This window comes from Mesorhizobium yinganensis (assembly GCF_040081985.1).
Lineage (GTDB): Bacteria > Pseudomonadota > Alphaproteobacteria > Rhizobiales > Rhizobiaceae > Kumtagia > Kumtagia yinganensis.
The window spans coordinates 204,982-231,945 of the sequence record NZ_JBEBMH010000001.1 but is presented as its reverse complement, the minus strand read 5'-3'; the positions used below and the strand labels follow the sequence as shown (position 1 = coordinate 231,945).

Here is a 26,964-nt window from a genome sequence, read left to right as displayed (position 1 = left end):
GGATATTCTGTTGAGACAAGCACTCGGCCTTGGCCCTCAAACGCCCCGCAAATGGCCGTTTACTATACGAAAACTCCTCCCAAAGGGGCTATTCCCATGACCCTCAAACGCGCTATGCTTTCTTAACAATATGTAAATGATCGCAGTGCGTTCGCGTATCGAAGTATCAGGGGGTAGTAGCCATGAATCTCGCAAACATCCTGACCCGGCGGGATCCTTTGAAGCGAGCGTTCGTGACGCTCGAAGACGGCATGTCCAACGTGCTCAACGAGGAATTCCTGCTGCCGATCGACGAAGCGGATGATGCGCCCAGGCAAGAGCTTGTCGAAAGTCTTGAACCGGTTACGGAAGAACAGGTGAATCTGCCTGCGGTGGAACAACCTGTGATCGAACACAGCGACCGGATCAGCGCCCACACACAGGGCCGGCTCGCCGGGTACTCCGCTTTCGAGGAGGCGCGGGCCCGCACGCAGGACGATCTCAACCGCATCGCCGAAGCCTTGGCGAGCATCCTCGCGGCGCAGCACATGAGCCGCGACTTCGTCAACGATGTCTACGCCGACATCCATCGCGGCAACGATCTCGAGAACGGCAATGCCGCCTACGCCACGGAGAATCGTCGCCTGCTGGAGCGCGTCGACAAGTTGGAGCGGCTGCGCGCCCGCTACGACCAGTTGGTCGAGGTGCTGAAGCGCCGGGAAGCAAAACTGCTCGGCGAGGCCGAGGCGATGCGGGAGACCATCGGCGGCCTGCGGCTCGACGTGGTCGAGGCGCGCAACGCCATCGTGCGCTGTGAATCGCTTTACGGCGAACTCCAGACCACGCACGCCGCGCGCACCAACGAGGCGGAGCGCTACATGCGCGAGTCCGAGATGCTGCGCGAGAAGAATGTCGGTCTTTCCGTCGAACTGGACCTCGCGCAGAAGCGGCAGGCCGAATTCCGCCGCCGGGTCGAGGAACTGTCGGGCATGCACGCCAGCGATTCCGCGCGGCTCGCGGAGATCATGTCCCGGCTTGTCGCCGAGGAAGCGGATGGCACGCGGCTGCAGAAACTCAATGATGCGCTCGAAGCAAAGCTGATCGAGGCGAACGAGAACACGTCGCGCTTCGCCGCCGAGCTGGCCGAACGCGACAAGCGTTTTCAGAGCGAGAACCAGGCATTGCGCGGCGAAATCCAGACTCTCAACGTCCGCCTGCAGAGTGGTGCCAACGAATACCGCGACGCTGTTTCGACCATGACGACGCTGCGCGCCAAGCTGAACGACATGGAGGCCGACCGTCACGTGCTGGAGAAGCGGCTCGCGGGATTGAGCGGCGAGTTCGACGACCAGCGCGGGACCCAATCCGAGGTGGAGGTTGCTGAAGAAACCACCGATGTGGAGCAGGCCAGCAGCGAGGCGGACTATATGCGCAACCAGATAGCCGAACTGCAGGACACCGTTGCGCAACTGAAGCAATATGAGAGCCTGTACGCGGCGACCAAGGCGCGGAAGGGCAAGGCCGAGGCGACTGGCGGCTTCCCCGTCGAAAGCGGCAAGGCAGTTCCGGACTTCGCCCAGATGAAACAGGCCGGGCGGGCATGACGGCCGCTGGGCGGGCTGTGCCCGCATAGAATTTTCTGACCGGTCGGCCCCGAAGCTTCAGGCGTCGGGCGCCGCCTGCTCGTCGGCGCTGCCGACTTTTCGCACCAGCGCCGCCGTGGCGATCAGCGAGGCCATGTCGGCGATGATCGGCTCGATATGCGTCTTGTAGTCGAGCGCCACCGACGCGGGTGGCAGTTCGAAGAAATTCTTCGGCGTCGGCAGCAGCAGAAAACCGTCATTGCCGCGCAACGCCACGCGCGCCGGCTCGCCTGGCCAGGCCTCTCCTAGCCATTGCAGCGCCTGCGCCAGCCGCCCCTTCACCAGCGGCTGCGCCGCCTCGGCATTGTCAGTGCGAAAATCATATTTCTCGTCGATGGCCGGAATGCCGCTCTCGATCTGATCGACGGATGCGCCGAAGAGACCGCGGAAGAAGGAGACGACATGGTTCTCCTTGCGCGTCGCCACCAGCAGGCCCGGAAACGGCTGCTCCATTTCGAAGGCCATGACCACGCCGTGAAACAGCGTGGTTTCGGCCTTGCCGACCTTGTCCTTCAGCGTCGCCTCGTAGAGTTCGAAACTGAAGCCGCGATAGGTGCCGGCGACCACGTCGTCGAATGTCTGTCGATCGAAATCGCCCACGGTCTCCGGCGGCAGCCGGTCGAACGATTCCGGCCTTGTCCCCTTGCCGTAGCGCAGATTGTCGATGAAGCCGAAGACCATCGGCAGCAGCTTCGCGCGGAACGATTGCTGCAGGTCCGCGGCCGGCTTGCGCGCCCGCCAATAGAGGACGAAGGCGAGGATGACGCCGACGACGTAAAGGAAGACATGCGGGGTCGACGTCCATTGCTCGAACGGATCGGCGAACCGGTTGAACAGCCAGGCGAGAAGCAGGACAGCGGCGGCCAGCAGCGCGAGGTAGAGCGGCACCCGCCAAAGCACCTTGCGGCGGGCCGATACCCTCTCCCGTTCGTAACCGGCGATGTCCTGCCTGATCGAGGCGATGACCTTCTCGTCCGGCAGGAATTCCTGTGCGTCCATGATTGCGCTCCGTCGCTGGCCGGCATCTTTTGGCGATCACGGCGGGCTTTGCAAGCGGGTCGGACGGCCGCGACAACGCGCGCCGCTGCCCGAAATGCTGACACCCTACTGTCAGGAACACGGGTTCGGTAAGCGTTGGGGCGACGCCTGCTCTTCCCATTCACACGGACTCCGCCCATATTTAGGCCCATGGCCAGATCACCTGACAAGAAGCCGCCGGCGGCGAAGGACGACGGTTACCGCAAGCGTGGCAACCCGCTGACCGATTATCACGACGCATCCGAGCCCCTGCATCGCGGCGGCTTCGAGGAAGCGCCGCAGGCGGAGTTTTCCGGCGCCCCGCTGAGCGGCTCGGTTTCCGAATGGGCCGAGCAGATTTCGAGAGAGGCGGAGCGGGACGGAAGGCAGGCGGCGTCGAGCACTGCCGAGGCGACCTCCACCGCCGCCTTCGGCGGCACCTCCCCCTCAAGGGGGGAAGGAAAGGGAGGCGCTAAGAAAATCCCAGAACGCTCCTCGGCGCCCACCAAGACCGCGCGCGGCACGTCGATGGGCGGCGCGGCGAGCGCCCGCGAGCGCGCGGCGGCCGGCCTCAATCCCATTCCCGGCCTCGACATCAGCCTGGAAGACGCCGAGGCGCTGCCGAAGTCCGGCGTGACCGCCACGGTGGAAGCGTTGTCGGCTCTGATCGAGAGCGGCAACCCGTTGCACAAGAACGGCCAGATCTGGACACCGCACCGCCCTGCCCGCCCCGACAAGTCGGAAGGCGGCATCGCCATCAAGATGGTGTCGGACTTCGAGCCGGCCGGCGACCAGCCGACGGCGATCAAGGATCTGGTCGAAGGCGTCGACAATGCCGACCGCACGCAGGTGCTGCTCGGCGTCACCGGCTCCGGCAAGACGTTCACCATGGCCAAGGTGATCGAGGAGACTCAGCGCCCCGCCCTGATTCTGGCGCCCAACAAGACGCTGGCGGCACAGCTTTACTCCGAGTTCAAGAAATTCTTCCCCGACAACGCGGTCGAGTATTTCGTCTCCTACTACGACTATTATCAGCCGGAGGCCTACGTCCCGCGCACCGACACCTATATCGAGAAGGAATCGTCGATCAACGAGCAGATCGACCGCATGCGCCACTCGGCCACGCGCTCGCTGCTGGAGCGAGACGACGTCATCATCGTCGCCTCGGTGTCCTGCATCTACGGTATCGGCTCGGTCGAGACCTATACGGCGATGACGTTCCAGATGACGGTCGGCGACCGCATCGACCAGCGGCAATTGCTCGCCGACCTCGTTGCCCAGCAATACAAGCGCCAGGACATCAATTTCGTGCGCGGCTCGTTCCGGGTGCGCGGCGACACGATCGAACTGTTCCCCGCCCACCTCGAGGACCGCGCCTGGCGTGTCACTTTGTTCGGCGACGAGATCGAGTCGATCACCGAGTTCGACCCGCTGACCGGCGGCAAGACGGGCGATCTGAAGAGCGTGAAGATCTACGCCAACTCGCACTACGTCACGCCGCGCCCGACGTTGAATCAAGCCATCAAGTCGATCAAGGAAGAATTGCAGCACCGGCTGCAAGAGCTTGAAAAGGCTGGACGCCTGCTGGAGGCGCAACGGCTGGAGCAGCGCTGCCGCTTCGACCTGGAAATGCTGGAGGCGACCGGTTCCTGCGCCGGCATCGAGAACTATTCGCGCTATCTCACCGGCCGGATGCCCGGCGATCCGCCGCCGACCCTGTTCGAATATGTGCCCGACAACGCGCTGATCTTCATCGACGAGAGCCACGTCACCGTGCCGCAGATCGGCGGCATGTATCGCGGCGACTTCCGCCGCAAGGCGACACTGGCGGAGTACGGGTTCCGCCTGCCCTCCTGCATGGACAACCGGCCGCTGCGCTTCGAGGAATGGGACGCCATGCGTCCGCTCTCCGTCGCCGTCTCGGCGACCCCGGGCGGCTGGGAGATGGAACAATCCGGCGGCGTCTTCGCCGAGCAGGTCATCCGCCCGACCGGCCTGATCGACCCGCCGGTCGAGGTGCGCCCGGCCAAGACCCAGGTCGACGACGTGGTCGGCGAGATTCAGGAGACAACGGCCAAGGGCTATCGCACCCTGGTCACCGTGCTGACCAAGCGCATGGCCGAGGACCTGACCGAATATCTGCATGAGCGCGGGGTGCGCGTCCGCTACATGCACTCCGACATCGACACGCTGGAGCGCATCGAGATTCTGCGCGACTTGCGCCTCGGCGCCTTTGACGTGCTGGTCGGCATCAACCTGCTGCGCGAGGGTCTGGACATTCCCGAATGCGGCTTCGTCGCCATCCTCGATGCCGACAAGGAAGGGTTTCTGCGCTCGGAGACATCGCTGATCCAGACGATCGGCCGCGCGGCGCGCAACGTCGACGGCAAGGTGATCCTCTACGCCGACAATGTCACCGGCTCGATGGAGCGGGCGATGGCCGAGACCAACCGCCGCCGCGAGAAGCAGATGGCCTGGAACGAGGCCAACGGCATCACGCCGGAGAGCGTCAAGTCGCGCATCTCGGACATTCTGGACTCGGTCTACGAGAAGGATCACGTGCGCCCCGACATCTCCGGCTTCGCCGACAGCGGCGCGATGATGGGCAACAATCTGCAGGCGCATCTCGAACATCTGGAGAAGGAGATGCGCAACGCCGCGGCCGATCTCGATTTCGAGCGCGCCGCCCGCCTGCGCGACGAGATCAAGCGCCTGCGCGAGACCGAACTCGCCATCGCCGACGACCCGCTGGCGCGCGAGGCCGAGGGTCTCAGCCCTGTCTCGGGGCGCCAGAAAGGCAAGCACAACAAGGGCGTCGCCAAACACCGCACAGCGGAGGAGCAGGAACGGTTCCGAAAACTCGATGCGGCACGCGCCGCCGAGGCTGCGGAAAAGGCCGCGCGTCCCAACCTGTTCCGCAAGCCGGACCTCGACGAGATGGGCCGCGCCGGCGACTACGCCACGCCGGCCAAGGGCAAGTCGCTGTTCGCAAAGCCGTCGATCGACGACATGGGGCCGGGCACCGACATGCCGACGCCTGCCGGCGCCGTCTCGCGGTCTCTGTTCAAGAAGCAGAGCGCGAGCGAGGCGCATGGCGCCGACTACGGCACTCCCGACGACGGCGGCAAATCGCTGTTCCGCAAGAACACGCTGGACGAAATGACGGTGCGCCGGACGGAAAAGCCGGTCGAAGGCGTCAAGCCGGTCAAGCGCGAGAAGATCGGGATAGGATCATATGAAGACCCGGCGGAAGAACGCGCGCGCGGAATACGGTCGAAGAAGAGCGGCCGGCCGGGGCATTGACGACGCCGGGCAGGTCACTTCGTCACGATGACCAGCAACATTCGCGCGCGTATCGGCAGATGCAGACCTATGCCCCTACCGCGTCCAATCCGGCACTGACGAGGTTCAGCGGCAGCCGCCGCCCGTTGCGCCAGGTCGAGGTTATGCCGGAGGCGATGCGTGCCCGGCGTTCGTCGCGGATCGCGTCAAAGCCGAGTTCCCAGCAAACGGCTTCGATGGCGCGTTCGATTTCCGCGCGCTCCGTCGGGTCGAGCACCATGTCCCGCTCGATCGAATCGGCGTCGAGGCTCTTCGGTGTAGTCGGATAACGGATCATGGCCGAGCCTCCTTCCGCTTGTTCGGCGTCGCGTTTCCTCCCGGCGGCTGTGATTGCCCGCCTTCCCCATAGGGAACCCTGTGATTCGGGATTCAGGAAGGCCTTTAAAATCACTTTTTGTTACAATGCAGTTTCTGATAGCAAAAGGCACGGAAGGGTTGTCCGCCGCTCAGAGTCCTCTCTGATTGGGGTCTCTGAGGTCAAGGGGAGGAGCACCTCGAACGTTAGAGACACCAATCAGAGGAAACTCTTAGAACTCCACTTCGAGTTCCACGATCTCATCGGGTTCGGCAAGCGCGCCCTCTGTCCATTCACGCAGGAGCGGCCACTCGAAAATCTGCTCGCAATAGGCGGAAAGCGCCGGGTCGAGGTCGACGGCATAGGTGCGGAAACGGGTGCAGACCGGCGCATACATGGCGTCCGCCACCGACAGCGCGCCGAATAGATAAGGGCCGCCATAGGCGGAAAGGCACTCGCTCCAGATCGCCTTGATCCGCTCGACGTCCGGACGCGCACCGGAAAAGATCTTGAACGCCTTGTGCCGGGCTTTCAAATTCATCGGCAGGGCCGAGCGCAGATTGTGGAAACCCGAATGCATCTCGCCCGAGACGGCGCGGCAATGCGCGCGAGCCACGCGGTCGGCCGGCAGCAATCCTGCGTCGGGCGCGATCTCGGCCAGATATTCGGCGATCGCCAAAGTGTCCCACACCGTCACGTCGCCATGCGTCAAACGCGGCACCAGCACCGAGGGCGACAGCAGCAGCAATTCCTGACGCGCTTCGAGATCGTCGAGATCGACCCGCTGCTCCTCGAAATCGAGGCCTGCCATGCGGCACAGCAGCCAGCCGCGCAGCGACCAGGAGGAATAGTTTTTCGACGAGATGGTGAGCGTCGCTTCTGTCATGACTTGCCTGCCGATGCGGTCGGTGGATGCGTTCCACAATCCTCTCGCAATGCAGCAAAATTTGCACTAGCTTTTTTGCACTGCAATAGAACCTTCTGCAGGGAGGGGCGGAAAATGCTCTACCAGACCTACCAGATGCAGGACGACCTGATCGCGCCGATCCGGTCGCTGGCCAACACCATGCGTTCCTTGGCTGGCCCGGGCTTCTGGGGTCTTGGCGATTGCCTCGGCGCCCGGTTCGCGGCAGCGCTGGAGATGATTTCCCGATACCAGCTGACGCATATCAGGCCGGATTTCGCCATTGCCACGGTGCGGGTCGGCAACCGCGACGTGCCGGTCAGGATCGAGACGGCGCTCGACCTGCCCTTCGGCAAGCTGCTGCATTTTTCCAAGGATATCGATACACCGCAACCGCGCGTGCTGGTGGTGGCACCGCTTTCCGGCCACTTCGCCACGCTGCTGCGCGGCACCGTGGAGACGCTGCTGCGCGACCACGACGTCTATATCACCGACTGGGCCAACGCCCGCGACGTGCCGGTCGAGGCCGGCAGTTTCGGCGTCGAGGATTATATCGACTACATTGTCCGTTTCCTCGAACACATCGGCCCCGGCGCCCATATCCTTGCGGTGTGTCAGCCTTGCGTGCAGGCGCTGGCTGCCGTGGCGATCATGTCGCAGGACAAGCATCCGGCGACGCCGCTGTCGATGACTCTCATGGCCGGGCCGATCGACCCGCGCGAGAGCCCGACGGAAGTCAACGAATTCGCGGTGGCGAAATCGCTCGCCTGGTTCCAGCGCTCGGTGATCGCCCGCGTGCCGGCGCGTTATGCCGGCGGCGGACGCCGCGTCTATCCGGGTTTCCTGCAGCTCACAGCCTTCGTGGCGATGAATCTCGACCGCCACCGCACCGCGCACAAGAAGCTTTTCGAGCACTTAACGAAGGGCGAGACGGCAGAGGCCGAGAAAATCAAAACCTTCTACGACGAATATTTCGCGGTGCTGGACCTCACCGAAGAATTCTACATCGAGACCATCGACCGCATCTTCCACAAGGCCGAACTCGCGACGGGCGATTTCACCTATCGCGGCCGCAAGGTCGATCCGGGTGCGATCCGTCATACCGCGCTGTTGACGGTCGAGGGCGGCCGGGACGACATATGCGCGCTCGGCCAGACCTCGGCGGCACATGATCTCTGCCGAACGTTGCGCCCGCATCTCAAACGCCATCACTTGCAGGCCAATGTCGGCCACTACGGCGTGTTCAGCGGCAAACGCTGGGAACGCGAGATCTATCCGGTGGTGCGGAACATGATTTTGGCGATGGAATGATTGGCGTTTAACCCTCCCCCTTGCGGGGAGGCTCGCCGAGCAACCCGCTCGGCACGAGCGGGTTGCTCGGCGGGGTGGAGTCAGTGCGGCAGTGCTCCATCCTGAGAGTATCTCTCCCGTCTCGCGGTTTCCCTTTCGCTCCCACCGTTCGCTCGGGGCGAGCCACGGGTTTCGCCGTCCTTCGGACCCCGCAAGGGGGAGGGTAAGGGCGCGTCACCCAAGCGGCGGCTCGACCACCTTTCTGTAGAGATGCCAGGTCGCGTGGGCGAGCACCGGGATGACGATGATCAGACCGGCGAAGACCGGTATCGAGCCGATGGCGAGCAGCACGGCGACGATCAGGCCCCAGCCGGCCATGGCGACCGGATTGGCGGCGACTGCCCTGACCGAGGTTGCCATCGCCTCATAGGCACCGACGTCACGGTCGAGCAGCAGGGGGAAGGCGATGACCGTGGTGCACAGCACCACGACCGCGAACACGAAGCCGACCAGACCGCCGAAAATTATGAGCTGCCAGCCTTGCGACGTCGTCAGCACATCGGAGACGAATGTCGTCAGCGAGGCCGGCGCCACGTCGCCATAGATCGAGATATAGATGGCGCGCGCCGCCAGCAGCCAGGCGATGAATACGGCGAACAGGAAGAAGCCGACGGCAATAATGGCCGGCACGGCGGGCGAGAGGCGCACGTCGAAGGCATGATGCCATGACGTGTCGAGCCCGGCCTCCCGGCGCCGGCTGATCTCGTAGAGACCGATTCCGGCGAACGGGCCGATGAGCGCGAAGCCTGACATCAGCGGGAACAGCATCTGCAGCGCGCCGCCACCCGAGGTCCACGCCGCCAGCACGACACCGACCAGCGGATAGACGATGCAGATGAACATGATATGCGACGGCTTCGCCATGAAATCGTCGAAGCCGCGCCGCAGCGCGTCGGTGAGGTCGGCAAAGCCGATTTTCCGGATGCCGGGACGGACGATCCTGTCGTCCGCGCCCGCGATGACATGAAAACTCGCCATGACCGTTCCTCCTGTCAGGTTCGGATCGGTCGCGTCACGGCGGGCCGTGCAGAGGTCGGTCGGCCACATCGAACGCGACCTATGATGGATACTATAGCGCGATTGCCGGAATTTTCGCAGCCATTTGTGGAGGGGTCCCTCACGAATGCGGGAGCTTGGCGGCACAAGGCGGTACGGCAAGCCGGGCCAAACCTCATCGGCGCCACGCTGCCTTTCGGCCCTGGCCATTGAAGAGAGTCGGGAAGCGGGGCGCGAGGCCGAGCCTCTGGAATAAAATGGAACTACGTGGCGCGGTTGTCTCGCGCCCCGCCGGTTTCTGCGCCGCTTTCGGCCGGTCATACGGTCTCGCAGTGAGTCGGGTCCCGATGGTAAGACCTGCTGTTCGCCTCAGAGCTGTCCGCGCGGTTTTCCGCATCCAGGCCGAACATTCGCGTTCGCCCCGGAACTCCGGCCTGCCGGGCGCCCAAGGCCGCCGGGCTACCACACCCAACCGCCAAGGCACCGCCGCCCTCCCGTGCCTCCGGTTCTAGACCCGGTTCCCGCAAGGACGATGACCGCATTATGCAGGAGCCGGAACGAGCGGGGATGAGATTGCAGGAGGAAAAGCGAACGGAAAATGGCCTCTTCTCACAAAGTATATATATTTCAATGACTTGATAGGAAATCCGGAATCGGATTGTAAAAAATTAAGCGCGGTTTCATCCCCTTTTCCGGGAACGGCTATTCATGCCCGAACGGTCGCACGGAAACGCCACGCGGCAGGATCGCCAAAACCTTGAACAGGTCGCCCATCTGGTCCGGGCCGGCAAGGCGCTCCACAGCGGCGCGGATCTCGTCGCGTTCCGCTTCGCCGGCATTGGCACCCAGCGCCCCTGCCCGTTCGAGCAGGCCGAGGGCGAGCAGGAACGCGCCTTGCGTCGTCAGATGCGCGTCCAGCCCCGCGACCCGGGCGGTCTCGGCAAGCGCGGAAAAGTCCACATGCGAGGTGAGGTCCGCCTCGCCCGGATTTTCCAGCACGTCCTCCGGCCGGTGTTTGCGGACCGCCTGCAGCGTATCGCCAAGGCCCGGCGAAAGATGGCCGTAGTCGATGAACAGTCCCGCCCCGCCGTTTTCGGCGATGCGCTCGGCGACGATATGCATCAGGGCCGTGCGCGCCGGCGCGGCCTCGAAGATCGTGCCGTCCCCGGCCGCGCCGGCGCCTGGGGGCAGCAGCGACGGGTCGAGCGAACCGGCGCCGGCCACGAATTCGAGCCGATCGGCCATGTCCAGCCCGATCATCCGCTCGCGCCAGGCGCCGCCGGCCCTGACATATTGCCGCGTGGGTATGGCATCGAAGAGTTCGTTGCCGACGATGAGCAGCGGCCCGTCCGGCAGGTGCTCGACGCCCCTCACCCAGCCGAAACGGCTGCCGGCGCCTTCCAGCGTTCTTTCTTGCACCGCAACGAGTTTCGGGCTGGTTTCGACCAGATTGAAACGGGCGGCGTCACACAAGCCCGGTTCAAGCTTGGCCAGCGTGCGAAAGATGTCCTTGGCGAGCGTGCCGCGCCCCGGCCCGATCTCGGCGACAATCGGGTGGTCCGGCCGTCCGAGCGCCCGCCATGCCGTCGCCAGCCACACGCCGATCAGCTCGCCGAAGATCTGGCTGATTTCCGGCGCGGTGGTGAAGTCGCCGTCGCGCCCGAACGGGTCGCGCGTCATGTAATAGCCGTGTGCCGGGTCGGAGAGGCAGAGCGAAAAATATTCCGCGACGCTGATCGGCCCAAGCGTCCGGATGAGGCCGGCGATGCGCTCCTTCAGCGCCGTCATGCCGGCTGCGGCGCATCGGTCCGCCGCGCCGTCGCCATCGCCCAGGCGCCGGCAAGCACCATCGGCACCGAAAGCACCATGCCCATGGTGAGCCAGCCGCCGACGAGGTAGCCGAGCTGGGCGTCCGGCTCGCGGAAGAACTCGACGAAGATGCGGGCGCATCCATAGAAGGCCACGAAGGCGCCGGCCACGAAGCCTGGGCTTTTCAGCTTGAGGAAGACATGCGTGAGGATGCGCAGCAGGATGAACAGCACGAGCCCTTCCAGCAGGGCTTCGTAGAGCTGGCTCGGATGGCGTGGTTCCGCACCGCCGTTCGGGAAGACGATCGCCCACGGCACGTCGGTCGGCCTGCCCCACAGTTCCGAATTGATGAAATTGGTGACGCGCACCAGGCCGAGCGCAACCGGCACGCCGGCGGCGATCACGTCGAACATCGTCCAGACACGGATGCCGCGCGAGCGCGCGAACAGGATCATCGCCAGCGTCGTGCCGGCAAAACCGCCGTGGAACGACATGCCGCCCTGCCAGACGGCAAATACGTCCAGCGGGTTCTGCAGGTAGCGGGCGAAATCGTAGAACAGCACGTAGCCGATGCGGCCGCCGAGCACGATGCCGATGGCGGCCCAGACGAGGAAATCGTCGATGTCCTCGGGACGCATCGGGCGCTGGCCCCCGGCCCACAGCCACTCGTCGGAAACCAGCCGCTTCGAATACCACCAGCCGAACAGGATGCCGACGATGTAGGCGACGCCGTACCAGTGAATCGCCAGCGGCCCGAGGCGGACAATGACCGGGTCGATGTTGGGAAACGGCAGCGCCGCGAGCGGCAGGAGAAGGAAATCGGCCAAGATGGTCTCGCGGCTGGTTCGGAATGGCGCGGACCATGATGCAGGGTTGGGGCACGGTCAAGGCAGGCGGTGGCATCGCTTGGGAGATATGCCATAATGGCGAAATGCGTATGGAAAGCGACCTGGAAAATTGGCTCCGATGGCACTTCTACAGAAAGCGAAAGCACTCCAAGAGGCATGCCGCGATTTACCAATTTCGCCAATACCTCCGGACACTGCCCAAAGGGTCGGTTTGCATTGATTGCGGGGCGAATGTCGGCGACACCACCGATTTGATACGGCGCAAAGGGTTCCGCGTCATCGCCTTCGAGCCTGACTCCATTGCTATCAAGATACTAAGGGACCGCTTCGCCGGCGATCCAGGCGTGACGATCGTCGAAAAGGCCGTCGGGGCAAGCAACCGAAAGGCGAAGTTCTACCAGCGGCCTGGCGCGGGCGGAGACATCCGGAGAACGGAGGGCTCGTCCCTGGTCAAAAAGCCGGCCCACTCGGACGGGCTTGTGACCGAGATGGAGGTGGTCGACCTGCCCGCGTTCATTGCGAACCTCGGCGAACCCGTGGCGCTGCTCAAGGTCGACATCGAGGGTGCCGAAGCCGAACTTCTGGAAGCGCTGCTGGATAGCGGAATTCATCGAAGCATAGGCCAGATCTTCGTCGAGACGCATGAACGCTTCTCACCGGAACTGGCCAGCCGCATCGAAGCGATCCGCAGCCGGATCCAGGCCAATAACATCGCCAACATCAACCTCGACTGGATGTGAGACCCGAAACGCTCGGTCTCCCGTAGCAATCTTGCATTCGTGCCTGTGCATCATTACGTCGAACGAAACGGAGGTTTTTCGCCATGTCGACCGGACCGAACCGCATCCTCGACGAGTTCGCCAAGCTGATGACCGACGCCGCTGGCGCCGCGCAAGGCGTCCGCCGCGAGGTCGAGACGGCTTTCCGCGGCCAGGCGGAAAAGATCTTGAACACCATGGACGTGGTGCAGCGCGAGGAGTTCGAGGCGGCGCGCGATATGGCGGTCAAGGCCCGCGCCGAAAACAAGAAGCTGGCGGCCCGGATCGACGCGCTGGAGGCGAGGCTTGCGATTTTGGAGGCCGACGCCGGCAAAATCCCCGGCGAGGAGCCGCTGGACGAACCGAAGGGCCGGACAAGACGCTCCGCCAAGACCGATCCCCAAAAATAATTCGTTAAAATTTTCCACAGCCGACTCGTCAAAAAAGCGCTTTCGCCTGAATCGCTTATGCGGATTGCGTGAATCTTTTTCGCGGCCGCTTTCCACAGGCTACCCGCCCTCCTCCAAAAAAGGGACTGGTCACGGGACTCGTGATCAATACACTGAATTTACTGCATGATTCGGGACGGGGTCATGCGCCGGCAGAAAGGGCACGGCGTCGGTCAAATTGCGCCGGCGTATCATTCCGGACTGTTCAGGGACGAAGATCGCCCGCATCCAGCCGTTGCCGGACTCCCGGCGCGCGGGGAACGACAGGATTGGCCTTATGGAACTGGTCGAACTCGACATCGCACGCGACATCCACCCGGTCGATGTGATCGAGCAGGTCGCGCACAACAACGACTGGGCCTTCGAGCGCACCGGCGACGACGAGATCGCGATCTCGGTCGTCGGAAGCTGGACCGACTATCATGTCTCCTTCTCCTGGATGGAGGATTTCGAGGCGCTGCATCTCGCCTGCGCCTTCGACATCAAGGTGCCGGAGGCGCGCACGCTGGAGGTCATGCGGCTGCTGTCGCTGATCAACGAGCAGCTTCTGTTCGGCCATTTCGATCTGTGGGAGCAGGAAGGCGCCATCATGTTCCGCCAGTCGCTGCTGCTCGCCGGCGGCGTCGAGCCGTCCAGCCAGCAGGTCGAGGTGCTGCTTTCCAGCGCGCTGGAAGCCTGCGAGTGTTATTTCCAGGCGTTCCAGTTCGTCGTCTGGTCAGGAACCTCGGCCAAGGACGCGCTGGCCGGCGTGCTGTTCGAGACGCAAGGCAACGCCTGAGACATGCATGAATTGGGACCGGTGAAGCCGGAGATTTCCTTCGCGGATTTCGACAAGGTCGACATTCGCGCCGGCACCATCGTCGAAGCGGAACCCTATCCGGAAGCGCGAAAACCGGCGATCAAACTGAAGATCGATTTTGGACCCGGCATCGGGGTGAAACGTTCCTCGGCGCAGATCACCAAATATTATGCGCCCGAGACGCTTGTCGGCCGGCAGATCTTCGCGGTGGTGAACTTTCCGCCGCGCCAGATCGGCAAGTTCATGTCGGAAGTGCTGACGCTGGGCTTTCCGGATGAGGAAGGCGCGGTCGTGCTCGGCGCCATCGAGCGAAAAGTGCCGGACGGCGGCCGGCTTTTCTGAGGGCCGGCAGACTGTGCGGGCAGCTTTTGGGTTGTCTGTACCGGCTGAAAACTCAGATATCGGGCGCGTTGCCGATCTTCTTTTTCAACTCCAGCGCCCACGCCCTGCCCTCATCGCCGCCCCATAGCAGCCAGGCGATGTAGCCGGCGGATGGATTGGCGTCGTTGCCGAAATTCTTGGCCCGCTTGTCGACCTCGTGGCGGGCGAAGTAGCTGACCATGCGGCGGATCACCGAGGGCGCCACGGCACGCCGCGCGACAAGTTCGCGCGCCCGGCCGACCCCGATCTCGGTGCCGCCCCGGCCGAATTTCTCGCGGTAGGCAAGGCCGCGCGCCGCATTGTCGGCCACCGCCTGCGGACAGACCAGGTCGATTTCGTCGTCGGCGTCGGGCATGAGCTTTCTCGCGAACCTTCACGGGCGATATACGCAAGGCGCGGGAAGCCGGATGCGTGCCGAATGGGCCAATGCCGCGGCCAGCGGTCAGCCTCGCGGAACAACTTTCATGCACGGCGATTTGTTGTCCACCCAGGATATGCAGGGAGCAGTCATGTTGAAGCGGGTGGAGGAAGGCTTGTGGCCCGAGCCGGCGGACGCGGCAAAAGAGGCCTCGCTGGTCTATGTAAGCGACGAGCAACCGGGCATAGTGCGGCGGCGTGCCGGAAAAGGCTTTTCCTACCGGGATGCCAGGGGCGGGACGGTGTCGGACGCGAAAACGCTCGACCGCATCAAATATCTGGCGATCCCTCCTGCGTGGACCGATGTCTGGATCGCTCCAAGCGGGAAAGGCCACATCCAGGCGACCGGGCGCGACGCCAAGGGCCGCAAGCAATACCGCTACCACGAGCGCTGGTCGCTGTGCCGCGACGAGGCGAAATTCTCCAGCCTCTTCGCCTTCGCCGATGCGCTGCCGGAACTGCGCGCCCAAGTCGATGCGGATCTGCGCCGTCACAACCTGCCGCGCGAAAAGGTCATCGCCTCGATCGTCTGGCTGCTCGACAACACCATGATCCGGGTCGGCAACGCGGCCTATGCCCGCGACAACAAGAGTTTCGGGCTGACCACCTTGAAGAACCGTCATGTGGCGGTGGAGGGCTCGCGGCTGCGCTTCGCGTTCAAGGGCAAGTCGAACAAGGAATGGCGCATCCAGTTGGTCGACCGCCGCATGGCGAAGATCATAAGGCTTGTGCAGGAACTGCCGGGCCAGCAACTGTTCCAGTATGTGGATGCCGACGGCGAACGCCGGAAGCTGGGTTCGCAGGACATCAACGACTATATCCGCGCGGCCTGCGGCCAGGATTTCACCTCCAAACATTTCCGCACATGGGGCGGCACCATCCACGCCGCCTCGCTGTTTTCCGAAACGCCGGTGCCGGAGGCAAAGGCGACGCGCAAGCGCATCATGAACAGCGTGATCGACGTGGTGGCGGCACGGCTCGGCAACACACGCGCCGTCTGCCGCGCCTGCTACATCCATCCCCGCGTGCTGGTGAGTTGGGAGGAAGGGCGGCTGGCAGAAGAACTGGCGCAAGCGCGCCGCTCCCGCCGCAAGGTGCCGGAAGGTCTGGACGAGGAGGAGGCGATGGTGCGGGCTTGGCTCGCGGCGGGATAGCTTGGCTCCGCCCGCACCCTGCCCTGCCGACCCATTCATACCGGTGTCTTGACCGTTTGAGGCGCGGACGGTCAAGGCAAATGACCCTTGGTATCAAACGAGGGACCAGCCGGCGCATCCGCATTGCTTCCCGGCTAAAAATGCCCGATATGCGCTGAAAATCGCGCTTGGGGGCAAGTATGAGCGATTCGTTCCGGGAAGTGACGTCCACCTCGTGGTTCGGCCGCATCGGCCGCTCGATCGGCGGCGTGCTGATCGGCTTGTTGCTGGTCATCGGGATGATCATCCTGCTGTTCTGGAACGAAGGCCGCGCGGTGACGACGGCCAAGGCTTTGGCCGAGGGTGCCGGCCTCGTCGTCTCGATCCAGCCCGATGCGGCCGATCGGGGCAATGACGGAAAACTCGTGCATGTCGGCGGCAAGGTTGCGACGGACACGACGCCGGCCGATCCCGACTTCGGCATTTCCGCGCCTGGCCTGCGGCTGGAGCGTTCCGCCGAAATGTACCAATGGAAGCAGGATTCGAAGTCCGAGACCAAGACCAAGCTGGGCGGCGGCGAAGAGACGGTCACCACCTATACCTATGCCAAGGACTGGTCGGACCGGCCGATCGATTCGTCCGGTTTCAAGCAGCCCTCCGGACATTCGAACCCGTCGATGGAAATTCGCGACCGCAGCTATCAGGTGCCGCAAGCCACGCTCGGCGCCTTCACGCTCGATCGGCCGGTGCTCGATCTCGTCGGCGGCGACGAGAGATTGACGCTCAGGCCCGACCAGCTTTCGGCCGTCCAGTCGGCCTTCCAGGGAACGGCCAAGGTCGGCATCGTCGACGGCCGCATCTATCTCGGCCGCAATCCCGCCTCGCCCGCGGTCGGCGACTACCGCATCAGTTACACCGTCGTACCCGCCGGCGACCTCAGCATCATCGGCAAGCAGGTGGGCAGCCGCTTCGAACCCTATGCGACGAAGGCCGGCCGCGACCTGCTGATGGTCGATGCCGGTCTGGTGCCTGCCGAAAAAATGTTCGCCGAGGCGGTGACGGAAAACACCATCCTGACCTGGATCGCGCGCGCCGTCGGCCTTGTCGTGATGTTCATCGGCTTCGCGCTCCTGCTCGGACCGCTGGGCGTGATCGCCGACGTAATACCGTTCCTCGGCAGCATCGTGCGGCTGGGCACAGGCGTGCTCGCCTTCGTCGCTGCCCTGCTCGTGGGCGTCGCGACGATCGCCGTCGCCTGGTTCTGGTATCGGCCGCTGCTGTCGATCGTGCTGGTCGCGATCGCGTTCGGCGTTGCCTATCTCCTGTCGCGCCTGGGGAGAGCCAAGGGACCGGCGCCTGCCCCGGCGCCCGCGGCGGCTCAGTAGGAAGGCGCGGCCTCGCCGGCGGGCAGCGCGGTCGGCTGCTCGACATGGGCGGCGCGCACATGCCGCATGAACATCGCCGCGCAGGCCGCCCAGCTGTAGGTCGTGGCCTTCTGGCGCGCGGCGTCGCGGTCGATGTTCAGAGCCGCCATGGCCGCTTCGCGGAGATCCTGGGACAGCGCGCCGCCGACACCGTCGGCGAAGACGTCCGCCGGCCCGGTGACGTCGTAGGCCGCGACCGGCAGGCCGCTGGCCAGCGCCTCCAGAAGCACGATGCCGAATGTATCGGTGCGGCTGGGGAAGACGAACACGTCGCACGAGGCATAGATGTGGGCCAGCGCTTTGCCGGTATGCATGCCGAGGAAATGCGCCTCCGGATACCGCTCCCGCAGCGAAGCCAGCGCCGGCCCGTCGCCGACCACGACCTTGCTGCCCGGCAGGTCGAGGTCGAGGAAAGCCGGCAGGTTCTTCTCCACGGCGACGCGCCCGACGGAAAGGAAGATCGGTCGCGGCAGGTCGAGCACCGGCTTGCGATCCGGCCGGTAGAAATCCGTGTCGACGCCGCGCGTCCACAGCCGTACGTGCTCGAAACCGCGCTCGGTCAACTCCCTAGCCAGCGACGGCGTCGCCACGAGCGTGCCCGCGCCCGAATTGTGAAAACGCCGCAGCCGCCGATAGATCCAGCTTTCCGGGATCGGCACGCGCGCCCTGACATATTCGGGGAAGCGCGTGTGATAGCTGGTGGTGAAGACGTAGCCGCGCTTCAGGCAATGGCGCCGGGCAAGCAGGCCGAGCGGTCCCTCGGTGGAGATATGGACGTGATCAGGCTGGAACGCCTCGATCCTTTTCGCCACCTGCCAAGGCATGGCAAGCGCCAGCCTGATGTCGGGATAGGACGGCATGGGGATGGTGCGGAATTCCTGCGGGGTGAGGAATTCCACCGTCTGTCCCATCGCGACGAGATTGTCGCCGAGATGCTGCAAGGTGCGCACCACGCCGTTGACCTGCGGATGCCAGGCGTCGGTGACGATGAGGATGCGGCTGTAGCCGGGACCGATATCCTCCATCGGCTCCGTCCCGGCATTGGCATCATGCACAGCAGGCGATCGCATGCCGGCCATATGTGCGGATTCGATGACAGCCGGATGACGGGCCGAGACGTCGACTGAGGCTCTCCCGTAAGAGCTCTCTATGCTCGATATCCCTTGTACGGAAATAATCCGTACGCTATGTTTGTGGCAGGAGAATTAGCATGACCCGCGCCCTTAGCGATACATCAAGCCGTATCGAACTACGCATTCCACCCGAGCAGAAGGCGATTATCGCCCGAGCTGCCGCGCTCGAACATCTTGACCTGACAGGGTTCATCTTGCGGACCGTGTTGCCGGAAGCTCAGGCCGTTGTCGAGCGCGCCGAGCGTGTCGTGCTTTCCGAACGCGATATGTTACGTGTCCTTGATCTTCTGGAAAATCCGCCTGCCCCGACGGAGCACCTTATCCGCGCCGCCAAGGCCGGCAATACACTCAAGTGACGCCCATCGCATGGAACGAGAGTCCGATCAGCCGCGAGCATGATCGAGCGGGCTTCGACTGCGGAGACGATGAACTCGACTCCTGGCTTGCCCGCTACGCCCGTCAGAGTCATGAAAGCGGCGGCGCGAAGACATTTGTTGCCGCGACTGCCGAAGCTCCCAAAGACGTGCTGGGCTTCTATTCGCTTAGTCCCGCCTCACTTGCTTACGACCGCGCACCGGCTACAGCGAAGCGTGGCCTCGGCCGCTACGAGGTTCCCGTCTACCGCCTGGGGCGTCTGGCCGTCGACCGCTCGGTGCAAGGTCGCGGTCTCGGTGGCAGATTGCTGCTGGCCGCAGGAAAGCGTTGTATGGCCGTCGCTGTGGAAGTAGGCGGCGTCGCACTCCTCATCGACGCCAAGGACGAGAGGGCTGCCCACTGGTATGAACGCTACGGGGCAACCCGCCTCGATGATGCACCACTCTCGCTCGTACTGCCCTTCGCCACGCTCAGGCTGCTTCTGACGAAATAATCCCACATCCGTCAGGGCGCGGAAAAGCGTCTCCTCACGCCGGCACCCGCAGGATGACGCGCAGCCCTCCGAGCGGGCTGTCTTCCAGCCAGATGTCGCCGCCGTGGCCGCGGGCGATGTCGCGGGCGATCGACAGGCCGAGCCCCGTGCCGCTGGAATCGAGGTTGCGGGCATTGTCCAGCCGCACGAAGGGCTTGAACACCTCCTCGCGCTTGTCGGCGGGTATGCCCGGGCCGTCGTCGTCGATGACCACGCGCAGCATGCCGCGCGTATGCGTCGACTTGACGTCGATGTTCTTGGCGTAGCGGAAGGCGTTGCCGGTCAGGTTGGAGAGCAGCCGCCCGAAGGCGTTGGGCCGGACATGGATGTCGGTCGCTCCCGCCAGCGTCGTCGTCAGCTTGCGCTTGCGCAGTTTGGCCTCGTCGCCGAGTTTGTCGAAATAGGCGGCGAGGTCGAAGCGGCCGGGATCCTCCAGCGCCTCGCCGCGCGCGAAGGACAGATAGCCTTCGAGCATCGCCTGCATGTCGTTGACGTCCTGGTTCAGCGCCTCCACGTCCGCCTTGCGGCCGCTCAGCGCCAGTTGCAGCTTGAAGCGCGTGAGGATGGTCCTGAGATCGTGGCTGACGCCGGTGAGCATTGCCGTGCGCTGCTCGATCTGCCGCTCAATGCGCTCGCGCATCTGGATGAAGGCGTGGCCGGCGCGCCGCACCTCTTCCGCGCCGCGCGGCCGGAAATCCGGCGGCATCGGCCGTCCCTTGCCGAAACTCTCGGCGGCCTCCGCGAGCTGGGTGATCGGCTTGACCTGGTTGCGCAGGAACGGAATGGCGATGCCGAGCAAAAGCAGCGACGTGCCGACCATCCAGACCAGGAAGATATGCGAGTTGGAGGCATAGGCCTGGTTGCGGCGCACGAAGACGCGCAGCACGTTGTGGTCAAGCTGGATGCGCACCTCGACGATCTTCGAATCGCCCACGGTGTCGATCCAGAACGGCCGGTTGATCTGGTCCTTGATCTCTTCCGAGAGCGCCTGGTCGAGGATCGAGAAGAACGGCTTCGGCCCGGGCGGCGGCAGCGGCTCGGGCGGCAATATGTCGATCTTCATATCCAGCCGGTCCTGCGCGATGCGGGAGAGCTGCGAATAGTCGCCGCCGGATTGCGGCAAGGTCTCGGTCAGGTCGATGATGGCGGCGATGTCGCGCACCACCGCCGTCGACAGGCGCTGCGTCACCATCTGCCAGTGGCGTTCCATGAACACCAGCGTGACCACCGACTGCAAGATGATCATCGGCGCGATGACGATGATCAGCGAACGCGAATAGAGACGCTTCGGCAGGTAGCGCGAGATCGGCCGCCACACCAGGCATTCCCAATGATGGCGCACGCGGCCATAGAGGCGCCCGGCGCGAAAGCGCCAGCCAGCAAGAACCGTCCGTTCGGCCTCCGAAGTCGCCATCGCCTCGTTTCCGCGCGCCGGCTGACTGCCGGCCTGCTTCTATTTTAGTGCGGATGGCTATGGGAGGGAACCGCCTTGCGTCGAACAGGCGGAATCGTCGAAGTCACGCCGTCACGATCGACCGCCGCTCGGCCGTTTCCTTGCGCAATTCGCCCTGCACCGCCTCGAAGAAACGCAGCACCTCGCGGCGCGCCGTTTCCATGTCGCGTCCCTGTTCGACGAGGTCCTGCAACAGTGTGCGCGCCCTCGTCCGCCAGTAACCGTTCGCGGCCTCGCCGTTCAGCCCCGACAGCTCCGCCGCCGTGCGGCGCACCAGCGCCACGCGCCGGTCGATCGGAAAGCCGAGCAGCCGCGCCGATTGATCATGCATGAAAAATCCCCACTCCCCTACGCGCGGCGAATCACGACCGGCCGCGGCGCAAGACTGATTGGTGGGTTCAAACAAATGCTTAATGGCGCGGCTTGCCGTACCGGACGAGCCTATTCGACGCTCAGCCGGTAGCCGACGCCGCGCACCGTCTGCAGCCAGATCGGATTGGCCGGATCGCGCTCGATCTTGCGGCGTAGGCGGTTGATCTGCACGTCGATCGTCCGTTCGCTGACATCGGCCTCGCCTGCCACCAGTTCATGGCGCGGGATGGTCTCGCCGGCGCGTGAGGCGAAGATCGCCAGGATCTCCTGCTCGCGGTCGGTGAGCTTCAGTGGCTCGCCACCCTTCTTGAGTTCGCGCCGGGCGATCTGGAACGTGTAAGGGCCGAACACCAGTTGCTCGAGCTTGGGCGTGGCGGCGGGAGCGCCGCGGCGCAGGATGTTGTTGATGCGCAGGATCAATTCGCGCGGGTCGAACGGTTTCGGCAGATAGTCGTCGGCGCCGGCTTCCAGCCCGGCTATGCGGCTGTCGGTTTCCGACAGCGCCGTCAGCATGAGGATGGGTACGGTCTTTTCCGCCCGCAGCGACCTGGTGAGGTCGACGCCGGTCTCGCCGGGCATCATCACGTCGAGGATGAGCAGGTCGAAGTCGAGCCCCTTCAACTGCCGCCGCGCCTCGTCGGCATTGCCGGCCACCGTGATGCGGAAGCCGTTCTCGGTGAGGTATTGCTTGAGCAGGTTGCGGATACGGGTGTCGTCGTCGATCACCAGAAGGTGCGGCGCGTCGTCGTCCGGTGCGGAAGAAATATCGGCCATCTCAGCCCTCGTTGTCGCCCTGTCGCCGTGTGGCCAATTGATCGATCTGCGGCCTGAGCTCGGCGTTGACCATGGCCTTCAAGAAACCCTCGACGGTCCGCCGCTCGCCCGCGCTTATCGCCTTCAATGCGGCATCGATGCGGCGCGACTGTGGCCGTGCGAGGTCCAGCGCGAGCTGTCGGCCCTTTTGCGTCGGATAGAGTTCGCGCTGCCTGCGGTCGCGCGGCCCCGGCACCTGGATAATGTAGCCGGCGTCGATCAGTTGCTTCAGCACCCGCGCCAGGCTTTGCTTGGTGATCTGCAGCACGTCGAGCAGTTCCGCGACCGTAAGCCCCGGCTTGCGGTTGACGAAATGCAGCACCCGGTGGTGCGCCCGTCCGAAGCCATAGGTCTCCAGGATTTGGTCGGGATCGGAGGTGAAGTCGCGATAAGCGAAGAAGAAAAGCTCGATAATCGAGAGGTCGATGCCGTCCTCGCCGGAAAGCGGGGTACGGATCGGTTTGGCGGCCGGTTGGGTTCGATCTGGCATACGTGTCCTGACTTGATCGGAAATTTATGTCAGCCTTATTGACATATTTTTCGCGTGCTGGTAATTTTTGCCAAGCTTTTCGGTCGATTGCGAACGAAAAGGAAAGCCGGCGCGGAAATATCCGACGTTTTGTGAGTTTGCCTCGGCAGACCCATGGGCATATTCTTTCCATTCAAGGACGACCGCCGCGAAGGCGCCGATCCTGACGAAAAACAACACGGACTCCGGTCCGAGGGAGGCAGAAATGGCATCCGTTCCTTTCGATCAACTCGAAGGCTTTATCTGGATGAATGGCGAATTCGTCAAATGGGCGGACGCCAAGATCCACGTGCTCACGCACGGCCTGCATTATGCGAGCGCGGTGTTCGAAGGCGAGCGCGCCTATGGCGGCGAGATCTTCAAGCTGACCCAGCATACCGAGCGCCTGCATGAATCGGCGCGCATCCTGGGCTTCACCATCCCCTACAGCGTCGCGGAGATCGACGACGCCTGCCGCGAACTGCTGAAGAAGCAGGGTTTCGCCGACGCCTATGTCCGGCCGATCGCCTGGCGCGGCAGCGAGCAGATGGGCGTCTCGGCCCAGAACAACAAGATCAATTGCGCGGTCGCCATCTGGCAGTGGCCGAGCTATTTCGATCCGGCGCAGAAGATGAAGGGCATCCGCCTCGACGTTGCCGAATGGCGCCGTCCCGACCCGCGCACCATCCCGTCGAAGGCGAAGGCCGCCGGCCTCTACATGATCTGCACGCTGTCCAAGCACGCGGCCGAGGCCAAGGGGTATGCCGACGCCATGATGTTCGACTACCGCGGCTATGTCGCCGAGGCCACCGGCGCCAACATCTTCTTCGTCAAGGACGGCAAGATCCATACGCCGGTGCCCGACTGCTTCCTGAACGGCATCACCCGCCAGACCGTCATCGACCTGGCCCGCCAGCGCGGCTTCGAGGTCAATGAGCGGATCATCAAGGCGGAAGAACTCGAAGGTTTCGAACAGTGCTTCCTGACCGGTTCGGCCGCCGAGGTGACCCCCGTCGCCGAGATCGGCCCCTATAATTTCCAGCCGGGCGAGATCACCAGGACGCTGATGAACGACTATTCGGCCGCGGTGCTGCCGAAGCGGGCAATCGCGGCAGAGTAGTTTTCCAGGCCCAGAACCGGCTTTTCAGCACCATTTTGCGACAAAACTGGTGGACGGCAGGCGCCGTCCGCCTTGTATTGTCATGAATAGAATTGACGCAACGTCAATCCAGTGTCTCTCTTTAGGCGCCGGCACATGCCGGAGGTCCGAGGAGGGAATTGGACATGGAAGCACTTCTCCCTATCATCATCCAGGCAGTAGCCGGTGCGATTGGCGGGCTCGGTGTCAGCGCGGCGATGAAGCAGGCTGCGATGAGCGCGGCGACCAAGGTCATCTCCGGCGTCATCGGCGGCGTGGCCGGCGGCCAGATCCTGACCAATGTGCTCAGCGATCCGGCAGTGCAGGGCGCGATGTCGGGCGTGCTCGGCGATGGGGTTGGCGGCCTCGTCGGCGGCGGCGTGCTGACGGCCATCGTCGGCATGGTGATGAAGTCGATGAACAAGGCTTGAGGTCACAACCCTTGCCAGGGCAAGGCGCCCGCGCCTTGCCCACTTCCGCGACAGATTTTGCACCAAGGCCATCGGCTTCAGAGCACCCTCGTTTTCGAACAGGAGCTTGTGCGGTTCCGCCAGCAGGCTTCTCCGCAAAGCTTCCCATTCGCCCCGCTCCGTTGCATAGGAACGGTTGAACCAAGATCGGTTCGCCACACGAGGAGCAGCATGGGCAATCTGAACGCCGGGATCGTTCCCGTCACCCCTTTCGCGCAGAACTGCACGATCCTCTTCGATGACGAAACAAAGGAAGGCGTGGTCGTCGATCCGGGCGGGGACGTCGACCGCATCCTCGCGGCCATCCGCGACAATGGCTTCGACATCAAGGCGATCTGGATCACCCATGGCCATATCGACCACGCGGGCGGCGCCATGGATCTGAAGGACACGCTGGGCGTCGAGATCGTCGGCCCGCATGAGGCAGACCGCTCGCTGCTTTCCAATCTAGAGCAGCAGGCGGTGCGCTTCGGCCTGTCGGGCAATGTGCGAAACTGCGTTCCCGACCGCTACCTCACGGAGGGCGAAACGGTGTCCTTCGGCGATCATGTCTTCGAGGTGCTGCACTGTCCGGGCCACGCGCCGGGGCATGTCGTCTATTTCGACCGCGCCGCGAAATTCGCGCATGTCGGCGACGTGCTGTTCCACGGTTCGGTCGGCCGCACCGACCTGCCGGGCGGCAACCATGCCATGCTGATTTCCTCGATCAAGGACAAGCTCCTGCCGCTCGGCGACGATATCGGCTTCATCTGCGGCCACGGGCCGGGCGGCCGGTTTGGCGACGAACGGCGGAGCAATCCGTTTCTGGTAGGGCAGTAGGGCAGTAGGGCAGTAGGGCAGTAGGGCAGTAGGGCAGTAGGGCAGTAGGGCAGTAGGGCAGTAGGGCAGTAGGGCAGTAGGGCAGTAGGGCAGTAGGGCAGTAGAAAGGAAACGCGAGTACGCAACGCGGTCAATAGACCGCTGAATTGTTTTGTGCGAATTTCGAATGCCCCACCCGGAAGAGGTATCCTTACTGCCTTACTGCCTTACTGCCTTACTGCCTTACTGCCTTACTGCCTTACTGCCTTACTGCCTTACTGCCTTACTGCCTTACTGCCTTACTGCCTTACTGCCTTACTGCCTTACTGCCTTACTGCCTTACTGCCTTACTGTCTTACTGCCTTACTGCCTTACTGCCTTACTGCCTCCTCGACCGAAAAACCTCCACCGCCGCAGCGACCAGCGCCGCATTTCCTGAAGCGATACTCCCGTCGGGAAGGTAGCTGCCGTCCTCCAGTCCGACCCGCGTCGACCAGTGCCGTTCGGCGGCGCGTTCCACGAAGGGCCAGACGGTGGCGTCCTGGCCATGCAGGAGGATCGGCTTGCGCAGGCAGGCCCGCTGCAGCACAGCATGGATGCCATGGGCGACCTCGCTGGCTTCGGCAAAATCCTGTTCGGATATCTCGATGAGGACGCGGAATAGTCTGCCGCCGCTGTCGAGCCCGATGAGACGCTCGGCATCCGCCACCGACGCCAATCCCGCCTCGATGCCGACGCCGCGCGCCCGCAGCCGCTCCATCACCGCCGGCGCGTCAGGCTCCGAGAGGTTGACGGACGCATAATCCGGCAATTCGCGCCAGCCGTCGATGAGCGCGCGCGTCCGCGCTTCATCATCCTCGATCCAGGCGCCGGTCGACACGCCGACCAGCGTGCCCGGACAGGCCTTTCGCACCAGCGGGATGGTTGCGTCGATGGCGGCAAGGCTTTCCCGCTCGCCCGGTTCCCTGGGATGGATATGCAACTCGGCCGCGCCCGCCAGGACGCAGGCGGCGGCGTCCCGCGCCATGGCTTCCGCCGTCAGCGGCAGTCCCGGATGGAAGCTGGCGGAGCGCGCGCCGTTGATGCAGGCCTGAACGATCATTTGTCGCGCCGGGTTGAAGATCAGCCGAGCTTAGCCGAAGCGGATGCGGCAGGGTAGGAGCGCGCGCGTTGCACCGGACATCAGGCCGTCAGGAAGAGGCCGCCTCGCATGGCCGGCGGGTCCAGGCAGCAACGCAAAAGGCGCCGCCCCTCGGCGGCGCCTTTTGACGGACCAGTTCGACGAGCCGGCGATCAGTTTGCCTGGCAGAAATGCTGGAGCCCGTCATAACCCGTAAAGGTGCCGGTGCGCGGATTGAACGAGCGGTAGCGGCCCGCGCAATAGTCGTACCAATCAGGCGACCACGGCTCGAGCCCGCCCGTGGCGTAAACGACCTCAGGTTCGTCGGCGTAATATCCGCGATAGGGCGCAGGACGCGGCTCCCGGTAGACGCGAACAGGCTCGCGGTAGGCCGGCTCGACGTAGACCGGCTCCGGCTCGTAATATCGCGGGGCAGTCGCCACGCCGGCGGCGAGCGCGCCGACCGCCAGTCCCAGCACACCGGCGGCGACGAGGTCGCCGGACGAGTTGTAATTGTAGTGGTTATAGTGATTGTGCCGCCAGCCGTCGCCGGCTTGCGCGGCCGGCAGCGCGGACAAGGTGGCGGCCGAGACAGCAAGGCCGAGCACGGCCGACTTGAGCAAACGGTTCATTTCGATCTCCTTCGACCGGCGGCGGCAACCAGCGTCGCCCTATATCGGATGAGCAATGGACCGGCGCACCTGAACG

General features: G+C 64.0%; 28 protein-coding genes. 14 read left to right on the top strand and 14 right to left on the bottom strand.

Annotation, left to right across the window (positions count from 1 at the left end; translation table 11 throughout):
- The first annotated feature begins 182 nt into the window (after positions 1-182).
- Positions 183-1,583, top strand: a complete 1,401-nt coding sequence (locus tag ABMA59_RS01135) for a coiled-coil domain-containing protein (protein WP_349003451.1) — start codon at positions 183-185, stop codon at positions 1,581-1,583.
- Positions 1,584-1,640: 57 nt separating this feature from the next.
- Here the strand turns inward: ABMA59_RS01135 and ABMA59_RS01130 are convergent, their stop codons facing one another.
- Positions 1,641-2,621, bottom strand: coding sequence for a DUF3137 domain-containing protein (locus ABMA59_RS01130; RefSeq protein WP_349003450.1), 981 nt, complete (start codon positions 2,619-2,621; stop codon positions 1,641-1,643).
- Between the two features lie 189 nt (positions 2,622-2,810).
- Between ABMA59_RS01130 and uvrB the strand changes: the two genes are divergently transcribed.
- A complete protein-coding gene (uvrB, locus tag ABMA59_RS01125; protein ID WP_349003449.1) occupies positions 2,811-5,942 on the top strand; it encodes an excinuclease ABC subunit UvrB in 3,132 nt (1,043 codons plus the stop codon).
- 67 nt (positions 5,943-6,009) lie between these two features.
- On the opposite strand, the gene ABMA59_RS01120 is transcribed toward uvrB, so the two are convergent.
- Positions 6,010-6,258, bottom strand: coding sequence for a hypothetical protein (locus tag ABMA59_RS01120; RefSeq protein WP_349003448.1), 249 nt, complete (start codon positions 6,256-6,258; stop codon positions 6,010-6,012).
- Positions 6,259-6,508: 250 nt separating this feature from the next.
- Positions 6,509-7,162: a glutathione S-transferase gene (locus ABMA59_RS01115; RefSeq protein WP_349003447.1), complete on the bottom strand. Its 654-nt coding sequence runs from the start codon at positions 7,160-7,162 to the stop codon at positions 6,509-6,511.
- Positions 7,163-7,276: 114 nt separating this feature from the next.
- On the opposite strand from ABMA59_RS01115, the gene ABMA59_RS01110 reads away from it, so the two are divergent.
- Entirely contained in the window at positions 7,277-8,491 is a 1,215-nt protein-coding gene (locus ABMA59_RS01110; protein WP_349003446.1) for a polyhydroxyalkanoate depolymerase, read from the top strand.
- A 213-nt stretch (positions 8,492-8,704) separates the two neighbouring features.
- Here ABMA59_RS01110 and ABMA59_RS01105 read toward each other — a convergent pair whose 3' ends face one another.
- The 3 genes from ABMA59_RS01105 to lgt form a co-directional block, all read right to left on the bottom strand.
- Positions 8,705-9,508: a DUF2189 domain-containing protein gene (locus ABMA59_RS01105; protein ID WP_349003445.1), complete on the bottom strand. Its 804-nt coding sequence runs from the start codon at positions 9,506-9,508 to the stop codon at positions 8,705-8,707.
- Positions 9,509-10,228: 720 nt separating this feature from the next.
- Positions 10,229-11,314 carry a class I SAM-dependent methyltransferase gene (locus ABMA59_RS01100; RefSeq protein WP_349003444.1) on the bottom strand — a complete coding sequence of 362 codons (1,086 nt, stop codon included), beginning with the start codon at positions 11,312-11,314 and terminating at the stop codon, positions 10,229-10,231.
- Entirely contained in the window at positions 11,311-12,162 is an 852-nt protein-coding gene (lgt, locus tag ABMA59_RS01095; RefSeq protein WP_349003443.1) for a prolipoprotein diacylglyceryl transferase, read from the bottom strand. Before lgt ends, ABMA59_RS01100 begins: the two co-directional genes overlap by 4 nt.
- A gap of 23 nt (positions 12,163-12,185) precedes the next feature.
- Between lgt and ABMA59_RS01090 the strand changes: the two genes are divergently transcribed.
- From ABMA59_RS01090 to ABMA59_RS01075, 4 genes are all read left to right on the top strand, one after another.
- Positions 12,186-12,923 carry an FkbM family methyltransferase gene (locus tag ABMA59_RS01090; RefSeq protein ID WP_349003442.1) on the top strand — a complete coding sequence of 246 codons (738 nt, stop codon included), beginning with the start codon at positions 12,186-12,188 and terminating at the stop codon, positions 12,921-12,923.
- An 83-nt stretch (positions 12,924-13,006) separates the two neighbouring features.
- A complete protein-coding gene (locus tag ABMA59_RS01085) occupies positions 13,007-13,351 on the top strand; it encodes an accessory factor UbiK family protein (protein WP_349003441.1) in 345 nt (114 codons plus the stop codon).
- Between the two features lie 316 nt (positions 13,352-13,667).
- On the top strand, positions 13,668-14,168 hold the full coding sequence (locus tag ABMA59_RS01080) for a type III secretion system chaperone family protein (RefSeq protein WP_349003440.1): 501 nt from the start codon (positions 13,668-13,670) through the stop codon (positions 14,166-14,168).
- Between the two features lie 3 nt (positions 14,169-14,171).
- The gene (locus ABMA59_RS01075) at positions 14,172-14,531 is read left to right on the top strand and encodes a tRNA-binding protein (protein ID WP_349003439.1); all 360 of its coding nucleotides are present in this window, start codon (positions 14,172-14,174) and stop codon (positions 14,529-14,531) included.
- Between the two features lie 52 nt (positions 14,532-14,583).
- Here ABMA59_RS01075 and ABMA59_RS01070 read toward each other — a convergent pair whose 3' ends face one another.
- Entirely contained in the window at positions 14,584-14,925 is a 342-nt protein-coding gene (locus ABMA59_RS01070) for a hypothetical protein (RefSeq protein WP_349003438.1), read from the bottom strand.
- A 154-nt stretch (positions 14,926-15,079) separates the two neighbouring features.
- Between ABMA59_RS01070 and ABMA59_RS01065 the strand changes: the two genes are divergently transcribed.
- Both ABMA59_RS01065 and ABMA59_RS01060 read left to right on the top strand, forming a co-directional pair.
- Complete coding sequence (locus ABMA59_RS01065; protein ID WP_349003437.1) at positions 15,080-16,141, top strand: DNA topoisomerase IB; 1,062 nt, start codon at positions 15,080-15,082, stop codon at positions 16,139-16,141.
- A 179-nt stretch (positions 16,142-16,320) separates the two neighbouring features.
- Complete coding sequence (locus ABMA59_RS01060; protein ID WP_349003436.1) at positions 16,321-17,505, top strand: TMEM43 family protein; 1,185 nt, start codon at positions 16,321-16,323, stop codon at positions 17,503-17,505.
- On the opposite strand, the gene ABMA59_RS01055 is transcribed toward ABMA59_RS01060, so the two are convergent.
- Positions 17,499-18,569: a glycosyltransferase family 4 protein gene (locus ABMA59_RS01055; protein ID WP_349003917.1), complete on the bottom strand. Its 1,071-nt coding sequence runs from the start codon at positions 18,567-18,569 to the stop codon at positions 17,499-17,501. The two genes, ABMA59_RS01060 and ABMA59_RS01055, sit on opposite strands and share 7 nt — an antisense overlap.
- Positions 18,570-18,754: 185 nt before the next feature.
- On the opposite strand from ABMA59_RS01055, the gene ABMA59_RS01050 reads away from it, so the two are divergent.
- Together ABMA59_RS01050 and ABMA59_RS01045 are read left to right on the top strand one after the other, a co-directional pair.
- Entirely contained in the window at positions 18,755-19,033 is a 279-nt protein-coding gene (locus tag ABMA59_RS01050; protein WP_349003435.1) for a type II toxin-antitoxin system TacA family antitoxin, read from the top strand.
- Positions 19,030-19,545 carry a GNAT family N-acetyltransferase gene (locus ABMA59_RS01045; RefSeq protein ID WP_349003434.1) on the top strand — a complete coding sequence of 172 codons (516 nt, stop codon included), beginning with the start codon at positions 19,030-19,032 and terminating at the stop codon, positions 19,543-19,545. The genes ABMA59_RS01050 and ABMA59_RS01045 overlap by 4 nt, the downstream gene beginning before the upstream one ends.
- A 34-nt stretch (positions 19,546-19,579) precedes the next feature.
- On the opposite strand, the gene ABMA59_RS01040 is transcribed toward ABMA59_RS01045, so the two are convergent.
- From ABMA59_RS01040 to ABMA59_RS01025, 4 genes are all read right to left on the bottom strand, one after another.
- Positions 19,580-20,998: an ATP-binding protein gene (locus tag ABMA59_RS01040; protein ID WP_349003433.1), complete on the bottom strand. Its 1,419-nt coding sequence runs from the start codon at positions 20,996-20,998 to the stop codon at positions 19,580-19,582.
- Between the two features lie 103 nt (positions 20,999-21,101).
- Positions 21,102-21,368 carry a DUF6074 family protein gene (locus ABMA59_RS01035; protein ID WP_349003432.1) on the bottom strand — a complete coding sequence of 89 codons (267 nt, stop codon included), beginning with the start codon at positions 21,366-21,368 and terminating at the stop codon, positions 21,102-21,104.
- 110 nt (positions 21,369-21,478) lie between these two features.
- Positions 21,479-22,183 (bottom strand): response regulator, encoded by a 705-nt coding sequence (locus ABMA59_RS01030; RefSeq protein WP_349003431.1) that lies wholly within the window; start codon positions 22,181-22,183, stop codon positions 21,479-21,481.
- A 1-nt stretch (position 22,184) separates the two neighbouring features.
- Complete coding sequence (locus ABMA59_RS01025; RefSeq protein WP_349003430.1) at positions 22,185-22,712, bottom strand: MarR family winged helix-turn-helix transcriptional regulator; 528 nt, start codon at positions 22,710-22,712, stop codon at positions 22,185-22,187.
- Between the two features lie 244 nt (positions 22,713-22,956).
- On the opposite strand from ABMA59_RS01025, the gene ABMA59_RS01020 reads away from it, so the two are divergent.
- From ABMA59_RS01020 to ABMA59_RS01010, 3 genes are all read left to right on the top strand, one after another.
- Positions 22,957-23,850, top strand: coding sequence for a branched-chain amino acid aminotransferase (locus ABMA59_RS01020; RefSeq protein ID WP_349003429.1), 894 nt, complete (start codon positions 22,957-22,959; stop codon positions 23,848-23,850).
- A 164-nt stretch (positions 23,851-24,014) separates the two neighbouring features.
- Positions 24,015-24,299: a hypothetical protein gene (locus ABMA59_RS01015; RefSeq protein WP_349003428.1), complete on the top strand. Its 285-nt coding sequence runs from the start codon at positions 24,015-24,017 to the stop codon at positions 24,297-24,299.
- A 210-nt stretch (positions 24,300-24,509) separates the two neighbouring features.
- Positions 24,510-25,157 (top strand): MBL fold metallo-hydrolase, encoded by a 648-nt coding sequence (locus ABMA59_RS01010; RefSeq protein ID WP_349003427.1) that lies wholly within the window; start codon positions 24,510-24,512, stop codon positions 25,155-25,157.
- 358 nt (positions 25,158-25,515) lie between these two features.
- Here the strand turns inward: ABMA59_RS01010 and ABMA59_RS01005 are convergent, their stop codons facing one another.
- Both ABMA59_RS01005 and ABMA59_RS01000 read right to left on the bottom strand, forming a co-directional pair.
- Complete coding sequence (locus ABMA59_RS01005; protein ID WP_349003426.1) at positions 25,516-26,238, bottom strand: 3-keto-5-aminohexanoate cleavage protein; 723 nt, start codon at positions 26,236-26,238, stop codon at positions 25,516-25,518.
- Positions 26,239-26,429: 191 nt separating this feature from the next.
- Positions 26,430-26,888, bottom strand: a complete 459-nt coding sequence (locus ABMA59_RS01000; protein WP_349003425.1) for a BA14K family protein — start codon at positions 26,886-26,888, stop codon at positions 26,430-26,432.
- Between the last annotated feature and the right edge of the window lie 76 nt (positions 26,889-26,964).

What these genes read in the sequence shown, in the direction of transcription:
- ABMA59_RS01025 (WP_349003430.1), bottom strand. Translation starts at nt 22,712, where the DNA reads ATGCCAGATCGAACCCAACCGGCCGCCAAACCGATCCGTACCCCGCTT.
- ABMA59_RS01130 (WP_349003450.1), bottom strand. Translation starts at nt 2,621, where the DNA reads ATGGACGCACAGGAATTCCTGCCGGACGAGAAGGTCATCGCCTCGATC.
- ABMA59_RS01005 (WP_349003426.1), bottom strand. Translation starts at nt 26,238, where the DNA reads ATGATCGTTCAGGCCTGCATCAACGGCGCGCGCTCCGCCAGCTTCCAT.
- ABMA59_RS01030 (WP_349003431.1), bottom strand. Translation starts at nt 22,183, where the DNA reads ATGGCCGATATTTCTTCCGCACCGGACGACGACGCGCCGCACCTTCTG.
- ABMA59_RS01040 (WP_349003433.1), bottom strand. Translation starts at nt 20,998, where the DNA reads ATGGCGACTTCGGAGGCCGAACGGACGGTTCTTGCTGGCTGGCGCTTT.
- ABMA59_RS01035 (WP_349003432.1), bottom strand. Translation starts at nt 21,368, where the DNA reads ATGCATGATCAATCGGCGCGGCTGCTCGGCTTTCCGATCGACCGGCGC.
- ABMA59_RS01105 (WP_349003445.1), bottom strand. Translation starts at nt 9,508, where the DNA reads ATGGCGAGTTTTCATGTCATCGCGGGCGCGGACGACAGGATCGTCCGT.
- ABMA59_RS01115 (WP_349003447.1), bottom strand. Translation starts at nt 7,162, where the DNA reads ATGACAGAAGCGACGCTCACCATCTCGTCGAAAAACTATTCCTCCTGG.
- ABMA59_RS01090 (WP_349003442.1), top strand. Translation starts at nt 12,186, where the DNA reads ATGGCGCGGACCATGATGCAGGGTTGGGGCACGGTCAAGGCAGGCGGT.
- ABMA59_RS01020 (WP_349003429.1), top strand. Translation starts at nt 22,957, where the DNA reads ATGGCATCCGTTCCTTTCGATCAACTCGAAGGCTTTATCTGGATGAAT.
- ABMA59_RS01015 (WP_349003428.1), top strand. Translation starts at nt 24,015, where the DNA reads ATGGAAGCACTTCTCCCTATCATCATCCAGGCAGTAGCCGGTGCGATT.
- ABMA59_RS01135 (WP_349003451.1), top strand. Translation starts at nt 183, where the DNA reads ATGAATCTCGCAAACATCCTGACCCGGCGGGATCCTTTGAAGCGAGCG.
- uvrB (WP_349003449.1), top strand. Translation starts at nt 2,811, where the DNA reads ATGGCCAGATCACCTGACAAGAAGCCGCCGGCGGCGAAGGACGACGGT.
- ABMA59_RS01070 (WP_349003438.1), bottom strand. Translation starts at nt 14,925, where the DNA reads ATGCCCGACGCCGACGACGAAATCGACCTGGTCTGTCCGCAGGCGGTG.
- ABMA59_RS01055 (WP_349003917.1), bottom strand. Translation starts at nt 18,569, where the DNA reads ATGGAGGATATCGGTCCCGGCTACAGCCGCATCCTCATCGTCACCGAC.
- ABMA59_RS01050 (WP_349003435.1), top strand. Translation starts at nt 18,755, where the DNA reads ATGACCCGCGCCCTTAGCGATACATCAAGCCGTATCGAACTACGCATT.
- ABMA59_RS01060 (WP_349003436.1), top strand. Translation starts at nt 16,321, where the DNA reads ATGAGCGATTCGTTCCGGGAAGTGACGTCCACCTCGTGGTTCGGCCGC.
- ABMA59_RS01065 (WP_349003437.1), top strand. Translation starts at nt 15,080, where the DNA reads ATGTTGAAGCGGGTGGAGGAAGGCTTGTGGCCCGAGCCGGCGGACGCG.
- ABMA59_RS01000 (WP_349003425.1), bottom strand. Translation starts at nt 26,888, where the DNA reads ATGAACCGTTTGCTCAAGTCGGCCGTGCTCGGCCTTGCTGTCTCGGCC.
- ABMA59_RS01120 (WP_349003448.1), bottom strand. Translation starts at nt 6,258, where the DNA reads ATGATCCGTTATCCGACTACACCGAAGAGCCTCGACGCCGATTCGATC.
- ABMA59_RS01075 (WP_349003439.1), top strand. Translation starts at nt 14,172, where the DNA reads ATGCATGAATTGGGACCGGTGAAGCCGGAGATTTCCTTCGCGGATTTC.
- ABMA59_RS01085 (WP_349003441.1), top strand. Translation starts at nt 13,007, where the DNA reads ATGTCGACCGGACCGAACCGCATCCTCGACGAGTTCGCCAAGCTGATG.
- ABMA59_RS01100 (WP_349003444.1), bottom strand. Translation starts at nt 11,314, where the DNA reads ATGACGGCGCTGAAGGAGCGCATCGCCGGCCTCATCCGGACGCTTGGG.
- ABMA59_RS01010 (WP_349003427.1), top strand. Translation starts at nt 24,510, where the DNA reads ATGGGCAATCTGAACGCCGGGATCGTTCCCGTCACCCCTTTCGCGCAG.
- ABMA59_RS01110 (WP_349003446.1), top strand. Translation starts at nt 7,277, where the DNA reads ATGCTCTACCAGACCTACCAGATGCAGGACGACCTGATCGCGCCGATC.
- ABMA59_RS01080 (WP_349003440.1), top strand. Translation starts at nt 13,668, where the DNA reads ATGGAACTGGTCGAACTCGACATCGCACGCGACATCCACCCGGTCGAT.